Origin of the sequence: Longimicrobium sp., assembly GCA_036387335.1 — a bacterium.
GTDB lineage: Bacteria > Gemmatimonadota > Gemmatimonadetes > Longimicrobiales > Longimicrobiaceae > Longimicrobium.
Genome location: DASVTZ010000223.1, coordinates 1 through 23,106, shown reverse-complemented (window position 1 = coordinate 23,106; position 23,106 = coordinate 1). Strand labels below are relative to the sequence as shown.

General features: G+C 71.5%; 13 protein-coding genes. 4 read left to right on the top strand and 9 right to left on the bottom strand.

What is annotated here, in order from left to right:
- Positions 1-360 precede the first annotated feature (360 nt).
- From VF647_23005 to VF647_22975, 7 genes are all read right to left on the bottom strand, one after another.
- Positions 361-1,122 (bottom strand): AAA family ATPase, encoded by a 762-nt coding sequence (locus tag VF647_23005; GenBank protein ID HEX8454965.1) that lies wholly within the window; start codon positions 1,120-1,122, stop codon positions 361-363.
- 310 nt (positions 1,123-1,432) lie between these two features.
- On the bottom strand, positions 1,433-2,437 hold the full coding sequence (gene egtD / locus VF647_23000) for an L-histidine N(alpha)-methyltransferase (protein HEX8454964.1): 1,005 nt from the start codon (positions 2,435-2,437) through the stop codon (positions 1,433-1,435).
- Positions 2,434-3,696 carry an ergothioneine biosynthesis protein EgtB gene (gene egtB / locus VF647_22995; GenBank protein HEX8454963.1) on the bottom strand — a complete coding sequence of 421 codons (1,263 nt, stop codon included), beginning with the start codon at positions 3,694-3,696 and terminating at the stop codon, positions 2,434-2,436. Before egtB ends, egtD begins: the two co-directional genes overlap by 4 nt.
- 92 nt (positions 3,697-3,788) lie before the next feature.
- The gene (locus VF647_22990) at positions 3,789-5,039 is read right to left on the bottom strand and encodes an MFS transporter (protein ID HEX8454962.1); all 1,251 of its coding nucleotides are present in this window, start codon (positions 5,037-5,039) and stop codon (positions 3,789-3,791) included.
- 119 nt (positions 5,040-5,158) lie between these two features.
- Positions 5,159-6,814: a serine hydrolase domain-containing protein gene (locus tag VF647_22985; protein HEX8454961.1), complete on the bottom strand. Its 1,656-nt coding sequence runs from the start codon at positions 6,812-6,814 to the stop codon at positions 5,159-5,161.
- Positions 6,815-6,946: 132 nt separating this feature from the next.
- Positions 6,947-9,616 carry an ABC transporter permease gene (locus VF647_22980; GenBank protein HEX8454960.1) on the bottom strand — a complete coding sequence of 890 codons (2,670 nt, stop codon included), beginning with the start codon at positions 9,614-9,616 and terminating at the stop codon, positions 6,947-6,949.
- Between the two features lie 205 nt (positions 9,617-9,821).
- Positions 9,822-10,160 carry a PadR family transcriptional regulator gene (locus tag VF647_22975; protein ID HEX8454959.1) on the bottom strand — a complete coding sequence of 113 codons (339 nt, stop codon included), beginning with the start codon at positions 10,158-10,160 and terminating at the stop codon, positions 9,822-9,824.
- A 289-nt stretch (positions 10,161-10,449) separates the two neighbouring features.
- Between VF647_22975 and VF647_22970 the strand changes: the two genes are divergently transcribed.
- Positions 10,450-13,026: a zinc-dependent metalloprotease gene (locus VF647_22970; protein HEX8454958.1), complete on the top strand. Its 2,577-nt coding sequence runs from the start codon at positions 10,450-10,452 to the stop codon at positions 13,024-13,026.
- Positions 13,027-13,258: 232 nt separating this feature from the next.
- Here the strand turns inward: VF647_22970 and VF647_22965 are convergent, their stop codons facing one another.
- Entirely contained in the window at positions 13,259-13,717 is a 459-nt protein-coding gene (locus VF647_22965) for a PIN domain-containing protein (protein HEX8454957.1), read from the bottom strand.
- A 14-nt stretch (positions 13,718-13,731) separates the two neighbouring features.
- Positions 13,732-13,968, bottom strand: a complete 237-nt coding sequence (locus VF647_22960) for a hypothetical protein (GenBank protein HEX8454956.1) — start codon at positions 13,966-13,968, stop codon at positions 13,732-13,734.
- Positions 13,969-14,365: 397 nt separating this feature from the next.
- Between VF647_22960 and VF647_22955 the strand changes: the two genes are divergently transcribed.
- From VF647_22955 to VF647_22945, 3 genes are all read left to right on the top strand, one after another.
- Positions 14,366-18,286 carry a PAS domain S-box protein gene (locus VF647_22955; GenBank protein HEX8454955.1) on the top strand — a complete coding sequence of 1,307 codons (3,921 nt, stop codon included), beginning with the start codon at positions 14,366-14,368 and terminating at the stop codon, positions 18,284-18,286.
- Positions 18,287-18,777: 491 nt separating this feature from the next.
- Entirely contained in the window at positions 18,778-20,076 is a 1,299-nt protein-coding gene (locus tag VF647_22950) for a VWA domain-containing protein (GenBank protein HEX8454954.1), read from the top strand.
- A gap of 3 nt (positions 20,077-20,079) precedes the next feature.
- Positions 20,080-22,920: an ATP-binding protein gene (locus VF647_22945; protein ID HEX8454953.1), complete on the top strand. Its 2,841-nt coding sequence runs from the start codon at positions 20,080-20,082 to the stop codon at positions 22,918-22,920.
- Positions 22,921-23,106 lie beyond the last annotated feature (186 nt).

Below are 23,106 nucleotides of genomic sequence, written 5' to 3'. Positions count from 1 at the left end.
GTCCGCCTACGCGGACTCCCGGGCGAGATCCCGGCGCGTCCTGAATGCCCGCGTGGCCCCGAGCGCCCGTCGACGAGCGAATGAATTCGCCGCTGGAACGCGCAAAGTCCGCCTTCGCGGACTCGGGCTCCAGTGCCCGTTTGTCCAGCCGGCTTCAGCCGTCTTCGCGTAGTTCCAGCCGGGGGCTTCAGCCCCCGGCGACGCGGCGCCGGCGCATGGCGACGCGGCCCCCACGTCCGCCGATGCCCCCACCGACCCGGCCCGGCGCTGCCCACCCCGGCGACACGGCACCCGCGCCCGCCGAGCCTGCGAAGGCAGGCTTCCCGCGGTTGTTGCAGCGGTTTCAACCGCCGGCCCCCCTCACCCCATCAGCTCCCTCAGCATCCCCCGCGGGTTGTTCAGGAACTCGCGAGTGACCACGTAGTGCTCGGTGTCCTCGTACGCCACCTCGCGGATGCCGCCCTCCTCCAGCAGCAGGATGCGCGCGCCGGGGTACGCCATCAGGATGGGCGAGTGGGTGGCGATCAGGAACTGCGACTTCATCTTCACCAGGTCGCGGATCCGCACCAGCGCGGCCATCTGGCGCATCGGCGAGAGGGCGGCCTCGGGCTCGTCCAGGATGTACAGGCCGCCGCCGCTGAACCGCTCCGTCATCAGCGCGAAGAAGCTCTCGCCGTGCGACTGCTCGTGCAGCGCGAGGTCGCCGTACGACTCGCGGATGGGGCGGCCGAGCGGCGGAAGGAGCGCGTGGTCGGCGGAGTCGATGCGCTCGATCTCAGTGGCCACGTTGAAGAAGCTCTCCGCGCGCAGGAAGTATCCGTCGTGCGCCCGCCCCGCCCCGCGCACCAGCGTCAGGTAGCGGAACAGCTCCGAGTGCGAGCTGCGCGTTGCGAAGCGGAAGTTGCGCGACCCGCCCTCCGCGTTGAACCCCCACGCCACCGCGATCGCCTCCAGCAGCGTCGACTTTCCGCTCCCGTTCTCGCCGATCAGAAAGGTGACCTCCGGGTGCAGGTCCAGCTTCCCCAGCGTGCGCACCGCGGGGAGGCTGAATGGGTACTCCTCAAAGGACGGCACGTCGTGGCGCTCCAGGCGCACCGAGCGCAGGTACTGCGTTGGGATCACGAGCGGTACGGGTGAGCGGTGGGCCTGCGGACAATCAATCCATCTCTTCAGAACGTACGTGCAAACTCCTGAACCGCTAGCCTCACGCAGAGGCGCAGAGACGCAGGAGAGAACAGCAACTGCATGGCTCACACAGAGACACAGAGACACAGAGAGAACCGCTAAGAGGTTTTCTCTGTGGCTTGTAGTTTCCTCTGTGTTCCTCTGTGTGGGGCCTTATGTTCTTCTGTTTTCTCTCCTGCGTCTCTGCGCCTCTGCGTGAGACCCCGCCGTTCAGAATGCACAGATGTCAGGTGGAAATATACCGGTGCTAGGTGCGGCGAAGGAGGTACACGCCGAACCAGTCGCGGTCGTCCGTCCAGCGCTGCTCCAGCACCCATCCCGCGCGGAGGGCGAGGCGCTCGAAGGCACCGGGGGCGTACTTGTGCGAGTACTCGGTGAGGATCGACTCGCCCGCGCGGAAGGCGATGCGCGTGTGGTGGCCGCCGTCAGCGGCGGGGATGCGGACCTCCTGCGCGCGCGTGCTGATCAGGTGCATCTCCACGCGGCCGTCCACCTGCACGTACGGGGCGTGGTGGCGAAAGGCGGCGAGGTCGAAGTCGGCGCCGCACTCGCGGTTGATGCGCGCCAGCAGGTTCAGGTTGAAGGCGGCCGTCACCCCCTCCGGGTCGTTGTAGGCCCGCTCGATCACCGCAGGCTCCTTGGCCAGGTCCACGCCGATCAGCAGGCGGCCGCCCGGCCCGCACAGCTCCCCCACCCGCTCCAGGAAGCTCGCCGCATCGTCCGGCTCGAAGTTGCCGATGGTGGAGCCGGGGAAGAAGGCCACCACGCCCGCCGCGGGGCGCGTGGGCTCGGGCAGAGAGAAGGTGGAGGTGTAATCCGCGCACACCGGCAGCACCTCCAGCTCTGGGAACGCCTCCGCCACCGAGATGGCGAAGGCGAGGAGCTGCGTGCGCGAGATGTCGATGGGGAGGTAGGCCGCCGCCTCGCGCAGCTCCTCCAGCAGGATGCGCGTCTTGATGCCGCTTCCGCTGCCGAACTCCACCAGGCGGCACCCGGGCCCTATGCACCGCGCGATCTCCCCCGCGGCGCTGCGCAGGATGCCGATCTCCGTGCGGGTGGGATAGTAGGCGTCCAGCTCGCAGATCCGCTCGAAGAGGCGCGCCCCGGCCTCGTCGTAGAAGTACTTGGGCGACAGCTTCTTCACCGGCCCGGTGAGCCCCGCCAGCACGTCGGCCCGCAGGTCGTCGGGCACCGGCTCCAGGTCGTACAGCACCATGCGGCCGTGTGCGACCGCCCGCGCCGCCCTCGTCACACGTCCCTTGCCAGCCGCACGCCCGTGAACTGCCAGGTCGCGTCCGGCGGAAAGAAGTTGCGGTAGGTGGGGCGGATGTGGGTCTCCGAGGTCGCGCACGAGCCGCCGCGCAGCACGAACTGGTTGCACATGAACTTGCCGTTGTACTCGCCCAGGGCGCCCGGAGGGGGCTGGTAGCCGGGATAGGGCACGTACTGGCTGCGCGTCCACTCCCACACGTCGCCGTACATCTGCAGGAGGCCGTCGCCGGAGGCCGGGGCGGGGTGGAAGCGCCCGCTCTCGGCCAGGTTGCCGCGCATGGGCACGGTGGCCGCCGCAACCTCCCACTCCGCCTCCGTGGGGAGCCGGGCGCCGGCCCAGCGCGCGAAGGCATCCGCCTCGAAGTAGCTGAGGTGCGACACCGGCTCGTCCACGGCCAGCGCGCGCATGCCGGAGAGGGTGAAGATGCGCCAGTCGTCGCCGTGGCGCTCCCAGTAGAAGGGCTCCGTCCACCCGTTCTCCTGCACGGTGGCCCACCCGGCAGAGAGCCAGAGCTCCGGCCGACGGTAGCCGCCGTCCGCCATGAACTCCAGGTACTCGCCGTTGGTCGCCAGCCGGCTGGCGAGCTGGAACGGCTCGATCCACTCGCGGTGGCGCGGGCCCTCGTTGTCGTACGCGAAGGCTTCCCCCTCGTGGCCGATGCGGTGCAGCCCACCCTCGAAGCCGATCCAGCGCAGCGGTGCAGCCTCCCCCGCGGGCTCCGGCGCGCGCTCGCGGTACACGGGGCGCAGCGGGTTCACGGAAAAGACGTGCTTGAGGTCGGTGAGCATCAGCTCCTGGTGCTGCTGCTCGTGGTTCAGGCCGATCTCCACCAGCGGCTGCAGGGTGGCCGCGAGCTCGTCGTCGGCCCCGTCCAGCAGCTCCATCATCCGCTCGTCCACGTGGCGGCGGTACGCGAACACCTCCGCCACCGTGGGGCGCGAGATGTAGCCGCGCTGCGCCCTGCAGTGCCGCTCGCCCGCGTGGACGTAGTACGAGTTGAAGAGGTACAGGTACGCCGGATTGAGCGGCTGGTAACCCGCCAGGTGCGGCACCAGGACGAACTGCTCGAAGAACCAGCTCGTGTGCGCCAGGTGCCACTTGGTGGGGCTCACGTCGGGCATCGACTGGACGACGTAGTCCTCGGTCGCCAGCCCGTCGCACAGGCGGTCGGTGAACGCGCGCACCGCGGTGTATCGCTGCGCCAGGGCAGGGGACGATTCGAGCATCAGGGTGGCCATTCGGTACCGTCCTCCCGCAGGTGGGTCGGGTGTGCATGGGCGCCGGGAGCGCGCAAGCGATACGACGCCGCGCCCTCGCGTGGATTCTCGCGCTACCGCACGCGCCGGAGCTCGGGCACGCGCACGGCGACGGTGAGCACGATCAAAAAGAGCGCCGCGGCTCCGGCCGCGAGGGCGTACGGGGCGCCGACGGCGCGCGAAAGGGCGCCCGCCTGCAGCGCGCCGATGGGGGTCATCCCCAGGAACATGAAGACGTAGACGGACATCACCCGCCCCCGCAGCCGGTTGGGGACCAGCGACTGGAGGAGGGCGTTGAGGGTGGCGTTGTTGAGGATCATGCAGAAGCCCGCGCACCCCAGCAGCACGAGCGCCAGGGGAAGCGTGCGGGCGAAGGTGAAGGCGAAGAGGAAGGCGCAGAACGCCAGCGACGACCACACCATCAGCCTTCCGCGCGGCAGCCGTCCGCCCCCCGCGGCCAGCGCGACGCCCCCCGCAAGCGCCCCCAGCCCCGTCGCCGCCAGCAGGTAGCCGAGCCCCGTGGCGCCCACGCGCAGCACGTCGCGCGCGAAGACGGGGAGGAGCATGGCGTAGGGGAAGGCGGTGATGCTCATCGCGGCGATCAGCCCTACCAGCGTCCTCACCAGCCGGTCGCCGCGGATGAAGGCGAGCCCCTCGCGCAGGTCGTCCAGCGTCGAAGTCGTGCGTTCCGGCGGACGAAAGGGCGGTAGGCGCATCATCAGCAGCCCTACCACCACGAACAGAAAGGAGACGGCGTTGGCGTAGAAGCACGCCGCGACCCCCGCCACCCCGATCAGCCACCCCGCCAGCGCCGGCCCGATGATGCGCGTGCCGTTGAAGGCGGAGGAGTTGAGGGCGATGGCGTTGGGGAGGTCCTCCTTTCCAACGAGATCTACAAAGAACGACTGGCGCGTGGGGACTTCGAAGGCGTTGGCGCTCCCCAGCACCAGCACCAGCAGGAGGAGCACGGGGTAGGTGATGAGACCCAGGTGCGTGAGCACGGCCAGGGCGAGCGACTGCGCCCCCATCACCAGGTCGGCGATGAGGATGATGCGGCGCTTGTCCGCGCGGTCCGCCACCACGCCGGCCCACAGGGTGAAGGCGAGCGACGGAAGCGACCCCGCCGCCGTCACCACGCCCAGCAGGAGCGCGGAGTTGGTGAGCTCCAGCACGAGCCACCCCTGCGCCGTGCTCTGCATCCAGGTGCCGCACAGCGACAGGATCTGGCCAGCGTAGAAGACGCGGAAGTTGCGGTGCCGCAACGCCGCCAGCGCCCCCCGCTGCGCGGGCGGGCGCTCCGCTCCATCTTCGGCGGGTTCCTTCAACGTGCCACCCCCGGTGCGAGTCGTCTGCGCGCCGCACAAGATAGCGCGGCGGAGCGCAAACGGCAGGTCTCACACGGGGATGGTACGCGGTGGATACGTGGTGTGCCCCGGCGGCGGCGCTACCGGGGCGGACAGACGGCGGGCGGGCGGACGCTCCCCACCCGGTCGAAGCGCAGGCCGTACACGCGCTCGTCGGAGACGGTGAAGCCCACCACCTCGCCTTCGCAGCCGGTGATGAACCGCATCAGCCCGTAGACGATCATGTAGCCGTCCCTGAACATGGCCGCGGCCGTCTCGGGCGATCCGGGTCCGCCGTGCCCCACCCGGAGCGTGCCGTCGATGCCCGCGCTCAGCTCCCAGGTGACGCCGAGCTCCGGGCTGTGGTACCGACCCGCGTACCGGGCAGGCGCCGCCATGGTGTCGCCCGGCGGGCCCACGTAGCGGAACACCGCGGGCGGCTCGCCCGGAGTCTCGCGGCGGGCGGCACCCTGCGTGAAGTGGTACGACGTATTGGTGTTCACCACGCGCACGACGGCGCCGCCCACCGGCACCAGCCGCCGGACGACGCCCGGCGGAACGCGCATGCGCAGCGTGCCGGAATCAGCCTCGAAGGTCCGCACCACGCCGGCGGGGCTGACGTACACGCCCGCGAACCGGCTGAACTCGGTGCCCGGCGCCGCGGCGGGCGGGGTCTCCGGCGCCTGCGCATCGAGCGGCTCCAGCCCCAGCAACCTGTCGGCGACGCGTAGGGCGAGCGCTTCGGCCGGCGCCGTGCCCGCGTTGCACAGCACGGCGATGGCCAGCCCGCGGCCGGGGAAGCGCACGAGCTCGGCGCGGTACCCTCCGCCCGCGCCGCCGTGCGAGACGGTGCGCACGCCCCGGTGCTCCCCGAGCTCCACGCCGAACGCGTACTTCAGCGGGGTGCCGTCGTTCAGCGCCCCGGCCGTCTCCATCGCGCGCACGGCCGCCGGCCCGCCCACGCGCCCCGTGCGCAGGCCCTCCGCCCAGCGCAGCAGGTCCTCCACCGTGGAATACATGCCGCCATCGCCGGTGGTGAACACCGGGTAGTTCGCCTGGGCCCATCCCGCGCCGTGGCGCACGTATCCCAGGGCGAGCCGGTCGCGCACGGAGTCCGCGCTGAAGTGGGTGGCGCTCATCCCCAGGGGCGCCAGGATGCGCTCGCGCGCCAGCTCGGGAAGCGGGCGCCCGGACGCGCGCCGCGCCACCTCCGCCAGCAGCAGGTATCCCGAGTTGGTGTACGCCCAGTCGGTTCCCGGCGCGAAGTTCAGCTCCCGCTGGCGCACGACGATCTCCAGCGCGTCCGCATCGGTCACCCGGGGGCTGCCGCCGCGCTGCATGGCCAGCAGGTTCATGAAGTCGCGGATGCCGCTGGTGTGCGTCAGCAGGTGCCGCAGCGTGATCTTGTGTCCGTAGCCCGGCAGCTCGGGAATCCAGCGGCGCACGTCGTCGTCCAGCGACAGCTTGCCTTCCCACGCCAGCAGCAAGACGCTCATCGCCGTGAACTGCTTGGTGACGGAAGCGATGTCGTACACGGTGGCGGGCGTGGCGAGGCGCCCGGCCATGTCCGCCATCCCGTACGCCCGCGCGAACAGCGTACGCCCCTCGCGCGAGGCGGCGGCGGCGCACCCGGGCGTGGCGGGGCCGAACTCCGCGAACACGGTATCCACCCAGGCGAATCCCCGTTCGCCCGTGCTCGCCTGCCCGGATGCCTGGGTCGGCAGGAGGGCGAAGGCGATCAGAAACGCCGACGTCATACCGCTTCTCATGAATCCGTGTGCATCGAAGGAAATGGTCTCACGCGAAGGCGCAAAGGCGCAAAGAAAGGGCTTCCGTGTCTTTCCTTTGCGTCTTCGCGCCTTTGCGTGACATTCTGTTGCTGAGGCAGCTTACTCCGCCCGCACCGCCACCATCGGATCGACTCGCGCGGCGCGGGAGGCGGGGACCGCGCCCGCGGCGAGCGCGGCCAGGGCGAGCACGAGGGCCGCGGCGCCCATCACCGCGGGGTCCGTCGCCTCCAGGCCGTAGAGGAAGGAGGAGACGAAGCGGCTCATCGCCAGCGACAGCGCGAGGCCCAGCACCACGCCGGGGGCCACCATCCGCACCACGTCGCCCAGCACCATCCTCACTACGCGGCGGCCGGGCGCGCCCAGCGCCATGCGGATGCCGATCTCGGTGCTGCGGCGCGCCACCGAGTACGCCACCGTGCCGTACAGCCCCAGCACCGCCAGCAGCAGCGCCAGCCCGCCAAAGAAGGCGGCGAGGGTGGCGAGCAGCCGTTCGCGCAGGAGCGAGGCGGCCACCTGGTCGGAGAGGGTGCGGAGCTCGAAGACGGCGCCGGGTGCCGCGTCCCGCAGCAGCGCGCCCACCGGGCGTACCAGCGACTGCGGATCGCCGCCGCGGACCACGAAGTTGAGCGGAGCCTTTTCCTGCTGGCCGGCCGGCAGGTACATCGTGGCCTCGCCCCCGTCGCGCAGCGAGCGGTACACCGCGTCCTCCACCACCCCCACCACCTCCACCTCGATGGGCTCCATGGGGCCGGCGGTGTACCGGATCCGCCGCCCGACCGGCTGGGCCGCGCCGAAGATGCGGCGCGCCATCGCCTGGTTGATCACCGCCACGGGGGGCGAGCCCTCGCGGTCGCCGGGCGCGAAGTCACGCCCGGCCAGCAGGCGGGTGCCCATCGCCCCGAAGTAGCCGTCGCCCACGGCGTTCAGCCACACCATGGTGTCCTCCGGCTTGGCGGGCTGGTACCCGTCCACCTTGATGTCCGTGTTCCACATGGAGCCGCCGATCGGCGTCAGATCCGCCGCGCCCGCGCCGCGCACCCCCGGCAGCGCGCGCAGCCGCTCCAGCACCTGCTGCTGCATGGCCAGCCGCGCCGGCGGGGAGAGCTGTCGGGCGGACCCGCCGACCGAAACGATCAGCACTTCCTTGGGGTCGAAGCCGGGGTCGAGCCGCTGGAGCCGCGAAAAGGTGGAGAGAAGGAGCCCCGCGCCCACCACCAGCACCATGGACAGCGCGATCTGCCCCACGACCAGCGCCCGCCCGGCGCCGCGGCCGAGCGCCGCGTCGCTGCCGCGCACCTGCCCCCGCAGCAGTCCGTGCGGCTCGCCCCGCGCGGCCTGCCACGCCGGCGCCAGCCCGAAGAGGAGGCTGGTGACCAGGGTGACGGCCGCCGCGAAGGCCAGCACCCGCCCGTTCAGCGACAGGTCCAGCCACACCGGGCGCGACGAGGTGGAGAGGAGGCTCACCAGGAGGCGCGTGGACCAGAGGGCGAAGAGCACTCCCAGCGCCGCGCCCAGGGTGGCCAGCACCATGCTCTCGGTGAGGAGCTGGCGGATCAGGCGCGCCCTCCCCGCCCCGATGGCGATGCGCACCGCGATTTCCCGGCGGCGCACGGTGCCGCGCACCAGCAGGAGGTTCGCCAGGTTCGCGCACGCCACCATCAGCACCAGCACCACCACCCCCATCAGCGCCAGCAGCGCGGTGCGGTAGCTCTCGCGCAGCGAGGAGTCGCCGTTGGCGGCGGTGCGCGCCGTCAGGGCGGTGCGCACGTACTCGCGCCGCGCGTCCGGGGGGTAGTACTCCGGCACCGTGGCCGCGAAGATGGACGGAGCCACCGCCGCCAGGCGGGCAGCCACCGCGGCGTCGTCCAGCCCGGGTGCGCGGCGGCCCACGATCTGGAGGTACCAGCGCCCCCGTTCCGAGAGGCCGCCGTCGCCCAGGGGGTCCATGGCGTCCTGGGCGCAGATGGGAACGAAGATCCGCTCGGCCCGCCCCACCTCCAGGCCGGAGAAGCCGCGCGCCGCCACGCCGATCACCTCCACGGGCGATCCGTTCAGCGAGATGGTGCGCCCCACCACGCCGGGGTCGCCGCCGTACGCGCTCTGCCAGAACGCGTGGGCGAGCACCGCCACGGCGGGGCACCCGCGCCGGTCGTCCGCGGCGCCCAGCAGGCGCCCGGCGGCGGGCCTCACTCCCAGCGTGGCGAAGTAGGCGCCGCTCACCCAAGCCCCGTCCACCCGGCGCGACTCGCCGCCACGCGCCATCTCGAAGCGGTTGCTGGAGTACGCCGCCACCGACGAGAACGCCTTCTGCCGGTCGCGGACCTCCTCCCACAACGGGTTGGAAAAGGTGTTGTCGCGCCCGTCCATGCTCACCTGCAGGAGCTCCTGGGGGCGGCTCACAGGCAGGCTGCGGAGGAGCACCGCGTCCACCAGGCTGAAGATGGCGGTGTTCGCGCCGATCCCCAGCGCCAGCGAGAGCACCGCGGCCAGCGTGAAGCCGGGACTGGCGCGCAGCGAGCGGAGGGCGTAGCGCAGGTCCGCGCCCAGCGACTCCAGCCAGACCATGACGTCGACGTCGCGCGTGCGCTCCCGCTGCACGGCCGGGTTGCCGAAGCGGCGCCGCGCCTCGCGCCGGGCCTCCTCCTCGCTCATCCCCCCGGCCATCAGCTCGTCGGTGAGCTCCGCCAGGTGGAAGTCGAGCTCGCGGTCGATCTCGTTCGTGACCCCGTCGCGGCGGCCCAGGTTGGCGAATCGTTTGAACCAGCCCATCGCTGGTATCTCCGTGCCTTGAGGTGGGTAGTTGTTCCCAGGAAGGCGGGTATCCAGGGGGAAGTCCTAAGTCCTAAGTCCTAAGTCCTAAGTCCTAAGTCCTAAGTCCGAAGTCCGAAGTCCTGAACTGCTTTGCCGGGTTGCTGTTCAGCACTTAGCACTTGGCACTTGGCACTTAGCACTTGGCACTTAGCACTTCAGTTCCTCACGCGAACCCCAGCACCCGGTGCACGCCCAGCGTGAGTCGCGCCCAGCTCTCCTGCTCCTGCGCCAGCCGCGCCTCGCCGGCCGGCGTGAGCGAGTAGAACCGGGCCTGGCGGTTCTTTTCCGTCATCCCCCACTCGCTGGCGATCCATCCCTCCTGCTCCATGCGGTGCAGCGCGGGGTAGAGCGAGCCCTCCTCCACGCGCAGCAGCTCGGCGGAGACGCGCTGGATGTCTGAGCTGATGGCGTAGCCGTGCAGCCGGCCGCGCACCTTGAGCGTGCGCAGTACCAGCATCCCCAGCGTCCCCTGCAGTACGTCCGTACGGTTTCGTGTCGTCATCGTCATCCCCGGTCTTATTACCTAGACAACTATGTATAATGTATGCGGCGATACCCACGCGCTGTCAAGAGAATCAGCGCAGCCCTCTATGCATAGACCGCTAGGGTAGCATGTATGCGGCGCGCCCGCGGCGATGTCAAGAATCGTCTGAGCGCGGCGGGACCGGGGGCACGGAAGAGGGCCGTGAGGATGGGGGGTGCTTGCCCCGGGTGCATCAGCGTGCAATTATTTTAGCAGGGGCGCCCGCCCAGGCTCCCTGAAGGCATCCTCCCCCGGAGCATATTTGCCCATGAAGCACCAGTCCACCGTCCTCCTGGCGGCCGTACTCCTGGCGGGGTGCGCCCGCCAGACGCCGCCGGCCACAGGTCCATCGGCGGCCGGCAACGGCCCCGCCCGCGCCGGAGCCCCCGTCCAGCGCACCATGCCGTCCGGAGCCGCCATGGGCGGCGACACCACCGCCCCCGCCGGCGGCGGTGGCGGAAGCGGGGCCGCGCGCCCCCGCGCCTACGCGTCGGTCATCACCTCCGAGGCGCGCACGCGCCGCGGGATGTTCGCCGTGCACCAGGTGGGCGACAAGCTGTACTTCGAGATCCCGCGCCGCGAGCTCAACAAGGACATGCTGCTGGTGGGGCGCTACGCCCGCGCCGCGCCCATCAACCCGAACAACCCGGCCGGCGGCTTCGGCGAGTTCGGCGGCGACCAGTTCGCCGAGCTCACGCTGCGCTGGGAGCGCAACCGCAACCGCGTGATCCTGCGCTCCCCGTCGTTCGACATCACGGCGGACACCACGCTCCCCGTGGCCCGCGCGGTCGAGACCTCCAACTACCCGGCCATCGTCGCGGTGATGAACGTGGAAGCGTTCGGGCCGGACAGCTCGGCCGTAGTGGACGTGACGCGCCTGTTCACCACCGCCACGCCCGAGATCGCGGCGATCCGCGGCACGGTGGACCCGGCCCGCTCGTACATCGAGCGCGCCCTGGCCTTCCCGGACAACGTGGAGGTCGAGGCGACGCAGACCGGCGTCCCCACCCCCCCGCGCGGCCCGGGCGCCCCGCCGGCGCCCCCCAGCGGGCAGCCGACGCCGGCAACCAGCGTGCTGGCGCACTGGAGCATCGTGCGCCTTCCCGAGGTGCCGATGATGCCGCGCCGCTTCGACGAGCGCGTGGGCTTCTTCTCGATCCGCCAGATCGACTTCGGCACCGACGAGCACCGCTCGGCGCGCCGCAGCTACATCACCCGCTACCGCCTGGAGTGCTCCGAGCGGCGCGAGGGCGACCTTTGCTACCCCAAGAAGCCGATCGTCTACTACGTGGACCCCGCCACGCCCGACCGGTGGAAGCCGTACGTGCGCGCCGGCATCGTGGAGTGGCAGCAGGCGTTCGAGGCGGCGGGCTTCAAGGACGGCATCGTCCCCGGCGACGTGCCGGCGAACGACCCCGACTGGTCGCCCGAGGACATCCGCCATACGGTGATCCGCTGGCTGCCGTCCACCACGGAGAACGCGGTGGGGCCGCACGTTCACGACCCGCGCACGGGCGAGATCCTCAACGGCTCGGTGCGGATGTTCCACAACATCCTGAACCTGCAGCGCTCCTGGTACTTCACGCAGGCGTCGGCCATCGACCCGCGCGCCCGCATGCTGCCCATGCCGGACTCGCTGATGGGCCGCCTGCTGCAGTTCGTGGTGGCGCACGAGATCGGGCACACCATCGGCCTGCAGCACGACCAGATCGGCAGCTCCACCTACCCGGCCGACAGCGTGCGCAGCGCCAGCTGGGTGCGGCGGATGGGGCACTCGCCCAGCATCATGGACTACTCGCGCTTCAACTACGTGGCGCAGCCCGAGGACAACATCCCGCTGGAGCACATCATTCCGCGGGTGGGGCCGTACGACAAGTACGCCATCATGTGGGGGTACAAGCCGATCCCCGGCGCCACCACGAGCGAGCAGGAGCGCCCCACGCTGGAGCGGTGGTCGCGCATGCAGGACACCATCCCCTGGTACCGCTTCTCGGCCAACAACGAGTTCGGCGGCTACGGCACGCTGAACGAGGCGGTGGGCGACGCGGACCCCATCCAGTCCACGGGGCTCGGCTTCCGCAACCTGCAGCGGGTGGTGGGCTACATCCCCGCCGCCGCCACGCGGCCGGGTGAGGACAACACCGACCTCCGCGAGCTGTACGACCGCACGGTGCAGCAGTGGTCCACCGAGGCGGGGCACGTGGCCACCATGGTGGGCGGCGGCACCGTGCAGTACAAGAGCGGCAGCCAGCCGGGCGCCGTGTACGCGCCCATGCCGGCCGCGCGCCAGCAGGCGGCGGTGCGCTTCCTGAACGACAACGTCTTCCGCACGCCGCAGTTCCTGGTTCGCCCCGACATCGCCAGCCGCATCGAGGCGGGCGGGATGATCTCGCGCATCAACGGGGCGCAGACGCGCGTGCTCAACAACCTGATGGACGACGGGCGCATGAACCGCCTGCTGGAGCAGGAGGCCCTGGGCCGCGAGCGGCAGTACGTCTACCCGCTGTCGTCGATGCTGGACGACGTGCGCCGCGGCATCTGGTCGGAGATCTACTCCGCGCGCCCGGTGATGGACCCGTACCGGCGCGAGCTGCAGATGGACTTCCTGTCGGTGATCGACCGGAAGCTCAACCCGCAGGAGCAGCCCGGGCAGCAGGCGGTGATCTTCTTCGGCCCGCGCCCGGCGCCGCTCTCGGACGACGCCAAGTCGCAGCTGCGCGGCGTGCTGGTGACGCTGCGCTCCGAGATCCAGCGCGCCATCCCGCGCACCACGGATCGCGGCACGCTGCTTCACCTGCAGGGCGCCGTGCACCGCATCGGCAACATCCTGGACCCGGCGGACTGATCGTCGCGGGGCGCCGCTGAGACGGGGCGCCAGGGTGGATGGATGATGGATGATGGATGCTGGCGGAGGCACGGAGAGAGGGTTCTCCGTGCCTCCGTTGCGTTGGGGCACCGTGGGATGGGGCACCGGGGGGCCGCGCCGCCGGGGGCTGAAGCCCCCGGCTGGAACCACGCGAAGACCGCTGAAGCGGTCTAGCTCACAACATATTCACGGGCGACGCGCGTTCGTACGGTCAGGGCGCGTCCGGGTAGGGCGCCACGTGGTCGAACGAGAATGCGCGCCGGATGCGCTCCATGTCGCGGACGTTCGCGGAGACCAGGACCGCGCCGGCTTCACGGCAGTTGTGCGCGATGAGCACGTCGAAGACGAAGCTGCGCGGCACCTGCTTCAGGTCCAGGCCTTCGCGGGTGGCGAGGGTGGCCAGCACGGTGCCGAGCGCCTCCCAGCTCGCCGCCGACGGGGTGAGCACGCGTCCGCGCCGCAGGTAGGGGCCGAGCACCTGGCGCTCCAGCACGCGGCGCGCGCGGGCCGTCCGGGCACCCGCCCGCAGCTCGGCGGCGACGACGGCGCTGAGCCAGAGGCCCGGCGCCGCTCGGGCGACGAATGCCTCGTAGGCCGCCGCTGCGGGTTCGGACCGGGCCGCATCCACGAAGCAGTTCGTGTCGAGCACGTACTTCCGCAATGCCGCCATCGGCGAGACCCGGGTCAGTCGAGCCGGGACAGCGGGAGTCCGCGCAGTGCTTTCGCGCCCGCCAGGAGCTCACCCCGGAAGGCCACGAGATCGAGCGCGATCTCCACCGTTTCGCGCTCGGTGGCGGCGCCCAGCGCGGCCTGCGCCTCAGTGAGGAGTTGGGGGTCCAGCCAGAACTCCTTGCGAACCTTGCCTTCGTGGGCGGCGCTGCGGCGGGCACTCGGAAGCGCGGACTTGGACGGTGCGGCCATGACAACTCCGAGTTCGTGTACGTACAACCATATCACACAGTCCGTACACGCGCACCACCCTCTGGTTCCGTGTCCCGTGATCTGGACCGGTGCTCCTGGGGCAGGTTGCGGCGCATTCCAGGGCACGGGCAGCCACGTGGGGCTGCCCCTACGGGATCGGCGTGCCGGGCGAGGATCGAGGCACGGTGAGGGCGGGGGCGATGAATCGCGGCCGAGGGTGGCGCTGCACGGACATCCGGCCGCGCAGCGGATCTGGCCCGAGAGTCCCCGCAGGGGGACTTTGTGCAGTCGTTGCCGCGAGTTCACTCGCCCCAGCCGCCCCCGTGCATTAAATTGCCAGCCGGCGATTCCACGGCATCCCACCCCGCCAATCCCGCGCATCACAGGACTCTGAAGGATGAAGGCCCCCCTCCCAGAAAATGAGGCCGAGCGGCTCGCGGCGCTGCACGAGTACCAGATCCTCGACACCTCGCCCGAGCAGGCGTACGACGACGTCACGCTGCTGGCGTCGCAGCTGTGCGGTACGCCCATGGCGCTGCTCACGCTGATCGACGAGGACCGGCAGTGGTTCAAGGCGCGCGTGGGGCTGGACGTGCCGGAGACCACGCGAGAGGTGGCGTTCTGCGCGCACTCCATCCTCCACGAAGAGGTGACGGTGGTGCCCGACGCGACGCTCGACGCGCGCTTCGCGGACAACCCGTTCGTCACCGGCGAGCCGCGCATCCGCTTCTACGCGGGGGCGCCGCTCATCACGCCCGACGGGCACGAGCTGGGGACGCTGTGCGTGCTCGACCAGCGGCCGCGCCAGATCACCGACGAGCAGCGGGCGGCGCTGGGCACGCTTTCACGGCAGGTGATGGTGCAGCTGGAGCTGCGCAGGCACCTGGTGGGGATGACCGAGGAGCTCGCCCGGCAGAAGGCCGCGGACGAGGCGCTGCGCCGGGCGGAGAAGCAGGCGAAGCGGATGGCGGACCGCATGCGCGCCGTGGCGGCCACCGCGGCGGCGGTGATCGGCGCCCCGTCGCGCGCGGCGCTGCGCGACGTGCTGGAGGACGCATGCCGCGCCATCCTTCCCTACGACGCCTTCTTCCTGATGGCGTACGACGCGGAGAAGCACGAGTTCGTGGGGGTGGGCGGCTACGACGCGGACGTCTTCAGCGAGCCCAGCAGCGTCCCCGCGGCCGGGACGCCGGGGGAGCGCGTGGTGCGCGAGCGGAAATCGCTCCTCACCCACAGCGCGGACGACCCGGCGGGGCAGGGCGCGGCGGTCACCGGAACGGGGCGGCGCAGCGAATCGGTGATCCGCACCCCCATCCTGCTGGGCGACCAGGTGCTGGGCATCCTGAGCGCGCAGAGCTACACGCCGGGGCTGTACGACGAGGAAGACGTGGAGGCGCTGGAGGCCGTGGCGTCCCTGGCCGCCAACGCGCTGGACAACCTGCGCCTGGACGCGAAGCGCAGGGAGGCAGAGGCGGCGCTGGCCGCGTCGGAGGAGCGCTACCGCACCATCTTCGACACGGCCGCCGACACCATCGTCCTGATCGACCAGACGAGCACCATCCTGGCCATCAACCCGGCGGCGGAGCGCACCTTCGGCTACAAGCCGGAGGAGCTGGTGGGGAAGCCGCTCGCCGTGCTCCAGCCCCCGCATCTGCGCAAGGTGCACGATGGCGGAGTGGAGCGCTACACGCGCACGCGGGAGCGCAAGCTCGACTGGGCGCTCACAGAGGCGCTGGCGCTGCACCGCGACGGCACCGAGATCCCCATCGAGCTGGCGCTGGGCGAGTACCGGCAGGGAGACCGGCACATCTTCGTGGGCTTCCTGCGCAACATCACCGAGCGCAAGCTGGCCGAGAGGGCGCTGCAGGCGGCCTACGACGACCTTGAGCAGCGCGTGGAAGCGCGCACCGCCGAGCTCGCCGAGACCAACTTCGCGCTGGAGGAGGAGGTCGCCGAGCGCGACCGTGCCGAGTTGGAGCTGCGCCACAAGACGCACGAGCTGGAGGCGATCTTCGAAGCGCTTCCCGACCTCTACTTCCGCCTGGACCGCGAGGGGACGGTGCTGGAGCACCACGCCGGCGAGGGCAGGGCGGGGGAGCTGACGGGCCGCCGGCTGCACGACCTGCTCCCGGCCGATGCGGCGGCGCGCGTGGCGGAGGGGCTGGAAGAGGTGAAGCGCACCGGGTCCCTGGTGTGCACCGAGTACTCGGTGCAGGAAGCGGACGGGCTTCGCGACTTCGAGGCGCGCATCCTTCCCTTCGGCGCCGAGCAGATCGTCACGGTGGTGCGCGACATCACCGACCAGAAGACGACCGAGCGGGCGCTCCAGCGCAGCGAGCAGCACTTCCGCAGCCTCATCGAGAACTCGTCCGACGTCGCATCCATCATGGACGCGAGGGGGGTGAGCCTCTACCACTCGCCCTCCATCGAGCGGGTGCTGGGCTACAGGCCGGACGAGATCCTCGGCTCGACGGCGTTCGAGCGCATCCACCCGGAGGACCACGAGCGCTGCAAGGAGGCGCTGGGCGGCGCCTTCCGCAACCCGGGAGTCACCTACACGCTCGACTTCCGCTACCTGCACAAGGACCGCTCCTGGCGCTCCGTGGAGGTCTCCGTGCGCACGCTGCGCCCGGACAGCGCCGCGGACGGGGTCATCATCAACCTGCGCGACGCCACGCAGCGAAAGGCGGCGGAGGCGGAGCTGCGCTTCCAGAAGACGCTGCTGGAGGCGCAGGGCGAGGCCTCCATCGACGGCATCCTGGTGATCTCGGGCGAGGGGAAGATCCTCTCCTACAACCGCCGCTTCGCCGAGATGTGGGAGATCCCGGACGAGGTGATCGCCGAGCGCTCGGACGAGTCGGCGATCGGGGCGGTGCTGCAGAAGCTGGAGGATCCGGACGCCTTCATCGCGCGCGTGGCCGAGCTGTACGAGCGCCGCGACGAGCGCAGCGAAGAGGAGGTGCGGCTGCGCGACGGGCGCGTCTTCGACCGCTACAGCGCGCCGGTCAAGGACACGGAGGAGCGCTACTACGGCCGCATCTGGTGGTTCCGCGACATCACCGACCGCAAAGAGGCGGAGATCGCGCTGCAGCGCGCGCGCGACGACGCGGAGCGCGCCCGCGAGGCGGCCGAGGCGGCGAACCACGCCAAGAGCGAGTTCCTGAGCCGCATGAGCCACGAGCTGCGCACGCCCATGAACTCCATCCTGGGCTTCGCGCAGCTCCTGGAGCGCCGCAACCTTCCGCCCGACCAGCGCAAGGGCGTGGAGCACATCCTGCGCGCCGGGCGGCACCTCCTCAACCTGATCAACGAGGTGCTGGACCTTTCGCGCATCGAGGCCAACCGCCAGCAGCTCTCGCTGGAGGCCGTGCACGTGAGCGAGGCGGTGGAGGAAGCGCTCGGCCTGGTGCGCCCCCTCGCCGCGCAGACCGGGTGCGCGCTGGCCGAGGAGGTGGGCGGCGACCCGTCGCACTACGTGACCGCGGACCGGCAGCGGCTCACGCAGGTGCTGCTGAACCTCCTTTCGAACGCCATCAAGTACAACCGCCCAGGCGGCCGCGTGCGCATCACCTGCGGCGCGGAGGGCGAGCGCTTCCGCATCCGCGTGCACGACACGGGCGTGGGGATCCGCGCGGACCGGCTCGACCAGCTCTTCGTCCCCTTCGCCCGCCTGGGCGCCGAGCAGACGGAGGTGGAGGGGACCGGGCTGGGGCTGGCGCTTTCGAAGCGGCTGGTGGAGGCGATGGGGGGCGAGCTGACGGTGGAGAGCACGCCGGGCCGCGGCTCCATCTTCACCGTGGAGCTGGCGCTGGCGGAGGACCCCGTGGGCCTGCTGCGAAACGCGCGCACGGAGCGCCCGCCGGCGGAGGAGCACGGCGCCCGCCCCGCGACGGTGCTCTACGTGGAGGACAACGTCGCCAACCTGAGCCTGATCGAGACGATCCTGGACGACCGCCCGGAGATCACCCTGGTCCCCGCGCTCAAGGGCCGGCTGGGGCTGGAGCTGGCGGCGGAGCACGCGCCCGACCTGATCCTCCTGGACCTGCACCTCCCGGACATTCCGGGCGAGGAGGTCCTCCGCCGCCTGCGCCTGGATCCGCGCACCGCCACCACCCCCGTCGTCGTCATCAGCGCCGACGCCACACGCGGCGCCGTCAGCCGCCTGATGGAGGCCGGCGTCCACGCCTACCTCACCAAACCGCTCGACGTGGACCTCTTCCTGACCACCATCGATGGTGTTCTGCAGGCGCGGGGGGAGGGTGGGCCGGGCCCGGGGGCGGGTGGGGGGCCGGGTGGGGGCCCGGGGGCGGGCGATTAAAATCGCGGCAACAAAAGCGCAAAGTCCGCCTGCGCGGACTCCCGGGCGAGATCCGCGCGCGGTGCCCGGGCCGCAGCGCCGTCGCGGCCACCCCTTCCGTGCCTGACGCACAGATCCCGTAGGGGCAGCCCCGCGTGGCTGCCCGTGCCGCGCCACGCGCCGACGCCCGTTTTCCAGGCGCGCCGGTCCAGGAGCGAATGAATTCGCGGCTGGAACCACGCAAAGTCCGCCTTCGCGGACTCGGGGCCGATGCCCGCGTCGCACGAGCCGGCTTCAGCCGCCTTCGCGTGGTTCCAGCCGGGGGATTCAACCCCCGGCGATGCCGCCGCCGGCGTGACCCCCGGCGCCGCGCCCGAACCCAACGCCCTCACGCCCTCACGCACTCACGCACTCACGCACTCACGCACTCACGCACTCACGCACCGCCGTTCCCTGGCCCGCAAACTGCTGTCCTCGCCCCGTTCGGCCTCACCATCCCGGAGTCCCGGAGCATGCGCTTCACCAACTACTCCAAGTTCACGGGGCACCAGGCGGACGCGCTGAACCTGCAGGCGCTCCTGGACCGGCTCTCGGACTTCCTCCTGCAGAGCGGGTTCGCGGGGGGCGCGTACGAGCATCCGTACTGGGGCGAGTTCGGTGGCGACGAGGGCGACCGCTCCATGGACTCGCTCAAGGAGGCGCTCCTCCGCGCGCTCATGGAGAGCGGCCAGCTCACCCCCGAGATGGTGGACGAGCTGAGCGGCCGCGGCGAGCCCAACGAGGAGGTCCGCCAGCAGATCGCCGAGCTGCTGGACCGCCTCATCGAGCGCCTCGTCGAAGAGGGGTACCTCAACGTCGGCCAGCAGCCGCAGATGCCCGGCGGCTACACGGAGATGGAGGGCGCCGGCAAGACCGACGACGCGCGCGAGGCCGCCCGCCAGGTGGAGTTCTCGCTGACGGGAAAGGGGATCGACTTCCTGGGCTACCGCACCCTCAAGGGGCTGCTGGGGGCGATGGGGAAGAGCTCGTTCGGCTCGCACGACACCCCGCACCTGGCCACCGGCGTGGAGGCCGAAGCCGCCAGCCGCCCCTACGAGTTCGGGGACACCCTCAACCTGGACATCCCCGCCACCCTCAAGAGCGCGCTGGGAAGGAAAGGGCTGGGCGACGACGGCACCATCGACCTGGACTACGGCGACCTGTACGTCAACCAGGCGGAGTACCGGTCCAGCTGCGCCACGGTGCTGATGCTGGACACCAGCCACAGCATGATCCTGTACGGCGAGGACCGCTTCACCCCGGCCAAGAAGGTGGCGCTCGCCCTCACGCACCTGATCCGCACCCAGTTTCCCGGCGACACGCTGCGGGTGGTCACCTTTGGCGACGAGGCCGAGGAGATCCCCATGGGCGAGCTGGCGCGCGCGCAGGTGGGGCCGTACCACACCAACACGGCGGCGGGGCTCAAGCTGGCGCGCCGCCTGCTGCTGGCCCAGAACAAGGACATGCGGCAGATCGTGATGATCACGGACGGAAAGCCGTCGGCCATCACCCTGCCGGGCGGGCGCGTCTACAAGAACTCGATGGGGCTGGACGCGCGCGTGCTGCGCGAGACGTTCCACGAGGTGGGGGCGTGCCGCAAGAGCGGGATCCTCATCAACACCTTCATGCTGGCGCGCGACCCGTACTTGGTGGCATTCGTCAACAAGGTGAGCGAGATCGCGCGCGGCAAGGCGTACTTCACCAACACGATGACGCTGGGGCAGTACATCATGCGGGACTTCCTGCGCCGGAAGACCCGCAGGGCGGGGTAGCCTTTGGACGCGATCCGCGGCGCATCGGAATTCCGGGCGCGGCAACGCTGGGTTGCCGCGTTCCTGCTGGGCGCGGCCGGGTACGCCATCAACATGAACCCCGTCTCCCTCTCGCCCGGCACCGAGCTGCTGCTGGGGGGGACGGCCGCGCTGGTCGCCACCGTCACGCTGGGCCCCGGGCCGGGGACGCTGGCGGGGTTCGTGGCGGCGGCGCGCACCTTTTTCCTCTGGGGCCATCCGTACGCCTGGGCCATCCTCACCCTGGAAGCGCTGGTGGTGGGGCTGCTCGTCACGCGCTACCGGCGCCGCCCGCTGGTGGCGGACTTCGTCTTCTGGGCGCTGCTGGGGCTCCCCCTCCTCTTCGTCACCTACGGGGGGATCATGGGGGTGGGGGGCGCCACCGCGGCGGTCATCCTCCTCAAGCAGCCGCTCAACGGGCTGATCAACGCCCTGGCCGCGGAGACGCTCCTGCTGATCCCCGCCGTGCGCCGCGGGCTGCGGGTGCGTGGGGCCCCGTCGCTGCGCTCGGCGCTGGCGGTGGTGGTGGCGCTGGCCGGGATCGTCCCCACCCTCAGCTTCGGCGTGTGGAGCGGCCGGCGCGAGTGGGAGCGCTCGCTGGAGCGCACCCGCGAGCGCCTCCTGCTCACCTCCGAGGCGCACGCCGCGCACCTGGGCGAGTACGTTCGGCTGCACACCGGCGTGGTGCGCACGGCGGCCGGGCTGGCCGAGCGGCAGGGCGGCTTGAGCGCGGACGATGCAACCCGCCAGCTCGAGGAGGTGCACGCGCAGTTCCCCTCCTTCGCAGGGGTCTTCGCGGCCGACTCGCGCGGGCGGATGACGGCGTTCGCGGGCGGGATGGCGGGGGTGGGCACCGACTACAGCGACCGCGAGTACTTCCGCCGCCTGCGCGCCACCCGCGCCACCGTCGTCTCCGAAGTGCTGCTGGGGCGCCGCACGCGCGCGCCGGTGGTGGTCATCGTGCACCCGGTGATGCTGGGCGACACGCTGGCCGGCTTCGTGGGCGGCGCGCTGCAGCTTCGCACCATGCCCACCCCGACCCCCACGCCTCCCATGGGCGACCGGCTGCGCGTGGCGGACCGGCGCGGGCTGGTGCTCTACGACACGCATGCCCCCTACGCCGCCGGCGAGGCGCCGCGCTCCATGGGCGACTCGGCTTCGTTCGCGGCGATCACGGCGGTGGGAGAGCGCGGCACCACCACGTACCGCCGCGGCGTGGGGCGGGTGCCCGCCTCGCGGCTCACGGCGCGGATGCTGGCCGGCGTGGCGCAGGTGCCCGGGCTGGACTGGCGCGTGTGGACGGAGGAGCCGTTCGCCGACATCCAGGCGTACGTGGCCGATTCGTACGTGCGCCTGCTATCGCTGCTGATCGGCGTGACGCTGGCCTCGCTGGCGCTGAGCAACGCGCTGGCCCGGTACATGGCGCGCCCCCTCCTGCGCATCCGCGGCGCATCGGCGGCGCTGGGGTCGGGGGACCTGGAAGCGCGCGTGGGCCCCCTCTCCGAGGCTGCCCCCACCGAGATCGCGGCGCTGGGGCGCGACTTCGACCGCATGGCCAACGCCCTCAGCCGCCGCGCCGAGGAGCTGGAGCTTCTGGGCGAGATCGCGCGCTCCCTGGCATCCACGCTGGACCCGGCCGAGGTGCTGCGCCGCGTGACCGATGCCGCCGCCCGCCTGGTGGACCCCGACGGCTGCGGGATCGTGCTGCTGCAGCCCGGCGGCGAGTCGCTCAAGATGGACGATTCCGCGCTGGGGCTGCTGGCGGGTTCGGCCGGGAGCGAGCTTCCCGTGGAGGGCTCGCTCACCGGCTGGGTGGTGACGACGGGCGAGCCCGCGCTGGTGCTGGACGTGAACGACGACGAGCGCGTCATGCACTCCCACGCCGACCTGAGCGAGGCCGGCTCCGTGATTTGCGCGCCACTGGTGGGGCGCTCGGGTCCGCTGGGCGCGCTCAGCGCCGTTCGTGGCCGCGACGGCCGGCAGCCCTTCTCCCTGAGCGACCTGCGCCTGCTGGAGCGCCTCGCCCGCCACGCCGCGGTCGCGGTGGAGAACGCGCAGCTCCTGGAGGCGGCCCAGGAGGCCAGCCGCGCCAAGAGCGACTTCATCGCCACCATGAGCCACGAGCTGCGCACCCCGCTCAACGCCGTGCTGGGGCACCTGGAGCTGCTGGAGCTGGAGATCCACGGCCCGCTCACCCCCCAGCAGCGCGAGGCGCTCGGCCGCATCGACACCGCCTCGCGCCACCTGCGCGGCCTCATCGAAGAGGTCCTCTCCTTCGCCCGCCTGGAGGCCGGCCGCGCCGAGGCGCGCATTGAGGAGACGGACGTGTGCGGGCTGGCGACGGAGGTGGCGTCGGTCATCGAGCCGCTGGCAACGCGCAAGGGGCTGGAGCTGGAGGTCCTCACCTGCGATCCCCCCGCGCGCATCCCCACCGATCCGGACAAGGTGCGGCAGATCCTGATCAACCTGGCCGGCAACGCGGTGAAGTTCACCGAGACGGGCGGCGTCCGCATCTCCGTGGAGTCGCGCCCCGACGGCGTCGCCCTCGCCGTCTCCGACACCGGCCCCGGGATCAGCCCCGACGAGCGCGAGCGTCTCTTCCGCCCTTTCGAGCAGCTCCAGAGCGGCTTCTCGCGCCCGCATGGCGGCACGGGGCTGGGCCTCTACCTCTCCGGCCAGTACGCCGAGCTCCTCGGCGGCCGCATCGACGTCGACAGCGAGCCGGGGAGCGGGAGCACGTTCACGCTGGTGCTGCCGCTGGCGCCGCCGGAGGAGGCCCCCTCCCCCCAGCCCCCTCCCCCGCCTGCGGGGGCGCAGGGCGGGTGAGGGGGAGGGGCCCTCACCCCCGGCTCGTTACACTCGCCTGCCCCCTCTCCCGATAACAGGAGAGGGCTCCGCCCTCCTGTCATCGGTAGAGGGGGCTTGGGTGCGTTTTGGCGGATCCATGGCCGCGCACAGGCCCCCTCCCCCCGACCCCCTCCCCCGCCTGCGGGGGCGCAGGGCGGGGGAGGG

Bases quoted from the DNA above. Each gene is read 5' to 3' on its own strand.
- egtB (HEX8454963.1), bottom strand. From the start codon at position 3,696: ATGGCCACCCTGATGCTCGAATCGTCCCCTGCCCTGGCGCAGCGATAC.
- VF647_22985 (HEX8454961.1), bottom strand. From the start codon at position 6,814: ATGACGTCGGCGTTTCTGATCGCCTTCGCCCTCCTGCCGACCCAGGCA.
- VF647_22980 (HEX8454960.1), bottom strand. From the start codon at position 9,616: ATGGGCTGGTTCAAACGATTCGCCAACCTGGGCCGCCGCGACGGGGTC.
- VF647_22975 (HEX8454959.1), bottom strand. From the start codon at position 10,160: ATGACGACACGAAACCGTACGGACGTACTGCAGGGGACGCTGGGGATG.
- VF647_22970 (HEX8454958.1), top strand. From the start codon at position 10,450: ATGAAGCACCAGTCCACCGTCCTCCTGGCGGCCGTACTCCTGGCGGGG.
- VF647_22965 (HEX8454957.1), bottom strand. From the start codon at position 13,717: ATGGCGGCATTGCGGAAGTACGTGCTCGACACGAACTGCTTCGTGGAT.
- VF647_22960 (HEX8454956.1), bottom strand. From the start codon at position 13,968: ATGGCCGCACCGTCCAAGTCCGCGCTTCCGAGTGCCCGCCGCAGCGCC.
- VF647_22955 (HEX8454955.1), top strand. From the start codon at position 14,366: ATGAAGGCCCCCCTCCCAGAAAATGAGGCCGAGCGGCTCGCGGCGCTG.
- VF647_22950 (HEX8454954.1), top strand. From the start codon at position 18,778: ATGCGCTTCACCAACTACTCCAAGTTCACGGGGCACCAGGCGGACGCG.